We start from the raw sequence: 5,485 nt of genomic DNA, 5'->3' as shown, positions 1-5,485 counted from the left end.
TTTTTCTTTCTCTTCGTTTTGAAAGACAAGCTCTTTGTTAGCTATGATTAATTCTTCTGCCCGTTTTTCTTTCTCTTCGTTTTGAAAGACAAGCTCTTTGTTAGCTATGATTAATTCTTTTGCTCGTTTTTCTTTCTCTTCGTTTTGAAATAGAAGCTCTTTATTCGCGATGACTAATTCTGCTGCACGTTTTACTTTCTCTTCGTTTTGGAATAGAAGTTCTTTATTCGCAATGAATAACTCTTGCTCAGCCAGTTTTTTTTCAGTAATGTCTTCGGATAAAATAAAAATTCCTTCGGGAACCGGCTCGAAGCGTAAATGAAACCATCTTTTTCCGCCATCCGCATATGAAAATTCATTTTCTATATTTCCCGAAATTCTTTCCTCTGTGCACCGGCGTAACTCATTAAACATTTTAGTCTTTTCAATTCCCGGATAGCATTCCATCATTGTTTTACCAATAATTTTTTCTTTGGTAAGATTAGATTGCATTATTGCAGTTTGATTGAGGAATAAATACTTGTAATCAAATCCAATTATCTGACAACCTTCAATCATACTGTCTAATGTTGAACGGTAACGAAATTCACTTTCTTTTATAAGTTTTAGCTGGCGGCGTTTTTCCGATTCATCTTTAAATGTTATCACTATTCCGGTAATAGAACCATCATTATCATAAATTGGCGCGCCGGTATCCATAACGGGAATTTCTTTGCCGCTTTTAGAAATCAAAATAGTATGATTGGCAAGCTCTTTTACAATACCTTGCTTTAATACTTTTTCAATGATATTACTTTCTTTTTCCCCGGTCTCTTCATTCTTTACAGAATAAACTTCTCCCAGTATTTTTCCTCTTGCTTCTCTAAAATTCTAACCGGTTAATTCCTCCGCTATTTTGTTGATGTATTGTATTCTACCATTGGAGTCGGTCGTTATTACGCCATCTCCAAGACTATCCATTGTAACTTTGAATTTTTCTTGCGACTGCCAGAGTTCTTTTCCCTTTCTGTATAGTTCCAAAAAGATATTTTTTTGACGTGAGCTATAAATAAAAGCAAACCCAACTCCGCAAATAATTATTAGAAAAATCGAGAAGACGGCAATAACTCCGGCAGTAAGATAAAGATCAGCGTAAATTTCACTCCGGTCAACCTTTGCCACCATAAACCAATTAGTAGTCGGAATTATTCTAATATTGGAAAGAACTTCAATACCGCGGTAATCAACACCTTCAAATATTCCGGTGCGTCCTAATGCTGCTTGCACTGCCGGAACTTCTGTCCGAGTTAAAGGAATTTTCAATTTTAATGCTGTGTTTTTTCGGTGACGAAGTTCATTAAGAAATAGAACGCTGTCTTTTTCTACTCTAAAAAGCATAGTCTCCGCACTTTTACTTAGTGTAGGCCATGTCTCTATCAAAGGATATAAATAATCGTTCGGGTCTATACGGAATAACAGAATGGCAATTGTTTTATTTTCGTTATTGATAATCGGAGCAATAACATCGTAGTGGATTTTGTTCTCTGTTTGGCACCAGTAAAGATCGGTAAAAACATTTTCGCCTTTTTTAGATGTTTCAGTTATTGTTTGTTTAGTTATTGTAAGAAATTCTTCTGATTCGGTTTTTACAGATAAGAGCAGCTGCCCATTTGAGGCAGCGAGATAAATGTTTTCGAAGCTAAGTTCCTTTTGAACGAGTCGAAGACGTTCTATAATATCTTGTTTGAGCTGAACATTGACGGTATCTTTAAGCCACTGGTTTATTGCTCTTACAAAGAAAGGTGATTCAGTAACCGTTATTACATCAGCCTTTCTGTCTTTAATCCATTCTTCAATTTGGCTTACTTTTAGATCAGCAATTGCCTTTAGTTCATTATATTTTTGCTGCCGGATAGAATTTTCCTGGTTCTTATAATAAAAATAACCGACTGCAGCAATAAGTAAGCTAAGTAATGCTATTAATGCAATAACATGCTTTTTGCTTGTAAGTACTGATTCTATCTTGTTCCTCATAATATCCATTCCCATTTTTCTAATACATAAAATTAAATTCTTCAAATAAAAGTTCTACTACAAAACCAGCGTAGAGACACTTTTTAGGACGGAAGAAGCTCGTGTAAGAACAAAGACTCTTCCGTTGCTAACGTTGTCCGCCAATGCCGGATTGCGTTCCGAATTTATTATGAAAGAGGCGTGACGAGAAACCTTTTTCTCGCTACGCTCGCAAGAACCACAACGCGCGCTATGTTTTTTTCGTTGCGTTCTTTGCGTCTTCGTTGCAGGCTCTGCGAGAAACTTCATCGGACGTAGAGACTTGCCATGGCAAGTCTCTACCACTTACAAAGCATCTAACTCTCCGGCGGTGGAGGAGGAACATCCGGTTTTTATTGACTAACTTCTCCAAGCAAATTATATCTTTGCAGTTTTGCATAGTCACTCGCAAAAACAATTTTACCGGCATTACATATTTTCCCCATCAACACCCACACGGCGTTCAGCTTTTTTATACGGTCTTGTGTTAATGAGGGGCGGTTCTTGTTAAACTGGTTTTGTGTTTGGTTAGCCTCATCAAGCTCAACCGCTAGTTGCTGTAACTGCGCAATGCTCTCGTCGGTTAGATTAGATTCGTTCAATTTTGTTTTATACTTCTGGCAGGTTGTATAAACACCTTTCATAAAAAGAACCATTTTGTCCTGACTATTTCTTGCCTTATCATACTCTCTGTACCCGAACTCAATCTGTTTGCCAGGGTCGCCGGGAAACGCTTTATCAATAAAATATTTTACCCCTTGAAATTTATCACGGCAGAGTTTCATTTTTTCCTCTACTGCAGTAGTATAACTAACCACCATACCGTTAAGGGCTTCATCGTCCGGCGCCGCTTCCGCTAGAGAAATTTTATTGTCGTAATCTTCAAGAAAAGAATCTGAAAAGGAGGGGTCGAAGCTTGCGAGCTTTGTCTTATCTTCTATCAGAAATCCCTTCTTATCTTTTGCCGCTTCAAGCATAATGGAATCAGCGACACTGAACAACCGTTTTTCTTCAACTGCTTTTTGCATTTGAGTCACCTTTTTGTTTGTTTGAAATTAATTAGTTACCAAATCTTTCCAAGTTCATATCAATTTATTCTTTGGGTCGTTGCGTCTTCTTTGCGTACGTTGCGAGAAACCATACCGAGCGAAGTCGAGGTGTCTTGCAAAGCTCGCTAAGACCCGCCACGTTTGCTACGGTTTAAAAACCGATCAAAGAATTTCTTCTCTTGAGGAGGTATCTGTTTTCGCTGAGTAGCTGTAAAACAACACCGCCAAGTTAACCTCTTTTACACTACAGCTACCCGGTTTCGCCATAAAACCACATACTTTCGTCATGTAGCTGCCTCTTTTTGTTAAACAGTTGCCTTTTTTCGGCAAATAGTTAAGCTTTTTCGCCGTCCAGTTACTCTCTTTCGTCATCCAGTTAAGCTCTTTCGCCACCCAGTTACCCTCCTTCGCCTGCGAAATTGGCTAAAAAACGCATATTTTGAGTAAAATGTTCAGATTTATGGGCTTGAGGGAAATTATCAAACTTAGAATTACCGACAAATCTGCTTATAGTTAATGTTTTTAATGGCATTTTATTTAATGAAAGAGGAATTGTACTAAGAAAAGGGGTTTTTGGCTTAATTTTTGACAGTTGAAGATTGAAGATTGAAGATTGAAGATTGAAGATTGAAGATTGAAGATTGAAGATTGAAGATTGAAGATTGAAGATTGAAGATTGAAGATTGAAGATTGAAGTACGGGGGTTAATGGTTGATGTTTTATGATCGAAGATCGGGCATTGAAGACCGAACTAAATTTCAATAAAAAATCATCTGAATTTTCAAATGTGTTTTTACACCAAATGTATAAAATTATTCTGCTATCAAAGAGTCCCACGAACATACCGCCATAAAAATTATAAAATTAATCACTATTTCATAGGAAAAACAAACAATCCCAAGCGAACAGCAAAAAAATAATCAATCTAAAATTGAAAAGCAACAAAATAATTGTGGCGCTGCATTTTTTGCTTTTGCGCAACATTGCGGCATCTAGGCATGTTTCGGGTAAATAAAATGAGGGATGAGTATGGAGCAAAATAAATATAATGAAAGCATATTACGCAAAAAATTTAATTGGATTGCTCCAAAGACGTGGCACTGTATAACTTAACAGTACATAAGGTAACTAAGTAATTCATCTTACGCAATTATAAAGTGAAAAAATTCTTAATCATAATCGTTTTCTTAATCCTACTCGTTTTTTTGTAATTAATGCAGATTATGAAAAAGATTAAGACCATGATTAAGAAAACAATTCGATCTTTTGCGTAACGTGAGTAAATAATACTTTTTACTTTGAAGAAAGCCGGGCAATTTCAACGTTTAGTTTTTCAAGTTCTTCGGCAGCCTTATCGGCAAAATCAACACCGGTAGAAGCATAAATAATACTTCTGCTGGCATTAATTAGATAAAGAGTAAAATGATGTTGCTTAAATAAAGTAACAACTTCTTCCAAGCTGCCACCTTGCGCCCCGACACCGGGAAGAAGTACCGGCAAATCATTTATCAATTGAATATTTTCTTGAAGCTGTGCAATTTGGGTAGCGCCGAACACGATTCCACAATTACCAACTTGTCCGTTCCACTCATGAACATTTTGAATAACTTTTTGATAAAGCTTTTCATTTGTAGATAAAGTTAGAGTTTCAAAATCACTTGCACTTTTATTTGAAGTTAATGCCAACACAAAATTGAGTTTATCTTTATATTCTAAAAATGGCTGAATTGAATCATACCCCATATAAGGATGAAGCGTAATGGAATCGCACTTAAAATAATCATAGACGGATTTAGCATACATCGCGGAAGTAGAACCAATATCCCCTCTTTTGGCATCTCCGATAATGAAAATCTCATCACCGATATATTCGATAGTTTTTTTTAGTGAAGTTAATCCTTCGATACCCGAAGCTTCATAAAAGGCGAAGTTCAATTTGTAGGCGGCGGCTGAAGAGTGGGTTGCGTCAATTATCGATTTATTAAAAAGGAAAAGAGGATCGTCAGCTTTTTTTAGGTGTTCGGGAATCTTTTCAATATCGGTGTCTAACCCTACACAAATATGCTTACCACTATTTACAGCCGAATAAAATTTTTCAATACTTTTCACAATTCCTAATTCCTGATTCGTAATTCATAACCTGTCCCGATAGCTATCGGGACAGAACCAATTAATTTTCAGTTGTAGGGAACGCTCGCGAGCGTTCCGTTCTTTAGTTTTAATTATTTCATTGTTACGGAGCGGTCTCGACCGCTCCCTACATTTCTTATTTGTTGATCACTAAATAAATATTCTTGCCATTTTGCGCAGTCCGCCGCGGCGGAATTTTTACTAACTATCTAATTAACACAATGCTTTTTAGTGAAGAAAATTATCGCTTTATGTACGCCGCTCTTCAGGAGGCG

General features: G+C 36.7%; 5 protein-coding genes. All 5 read right to left on the bottom strand.

The window, feature by feature from the left end; all coding sequences use genetic code 11:
* The coding region (locus ACYC56_RS11740; RefSeq protein ID WP_461374368.1) for a PAS domain-containing protein at nt 1–843 on the bottom strand (843 nt) is incomplete at its 3' end.
* Nucleotides 844–870: 27 nt separating this feature from the next.
* Nucleotides 871–2,028, bottom strand: a complete 1,158-nt coding sequence (locus ACYC56_RS11735) for a cache domain-containing protein (RefSeq protein ID WP_461374367.1) — start codon at nt 2,026–2,028, stop codon at nt 871–873.
* A gap of 356 nt (nt 2,029–2,384) precedes the next feature.
* On the bottom strand, nt 2,385–3,059 hold the full coding sequence (locus ACYC56_RS11730; protein WP_461374366.1) for a hypothetical protein: 675 nt from the start codon (nt 3,057–3,059) through the stop codon (nt 2,385–2,387).
* Between the two features lie 183 nt (nt 3,060–3,242).
* Nucleotides 3,243–3,473 (bottom strand): hypothetical protein, encoded by a 231-nt coding sequence (locus ACYC56_RS11725; RefSeq protein WP_461374365.1) that lies wholly within the window; start codon nt 3,471–3,473, stop codon nt 3,243–3,245.
* Nucleotides 3,474–4,373: 900 nt separating this feature from the next.
* A complete protein-coding gene (gene pyrF, locus ACYC56_RS11720) occupies nt 4,374–5,189 on the bottom strand; it encodes an orotidine-5'-phosphate decarboxylase (protein WP_461374364.1) in 816 nt (271 codons plus the stop codon).
* Nucleotides 5,190–5,485 lie beyond the last annotated feature (296 nt).

The sequence above is a fragment of the Candidatus Aquicultor sp. genome, from assembly GCF_054640775.1.
Note: the sequence above shows the minus strand (reverse complement) of the source record. Positions and strands in the feature narration are given on the sequence as shown.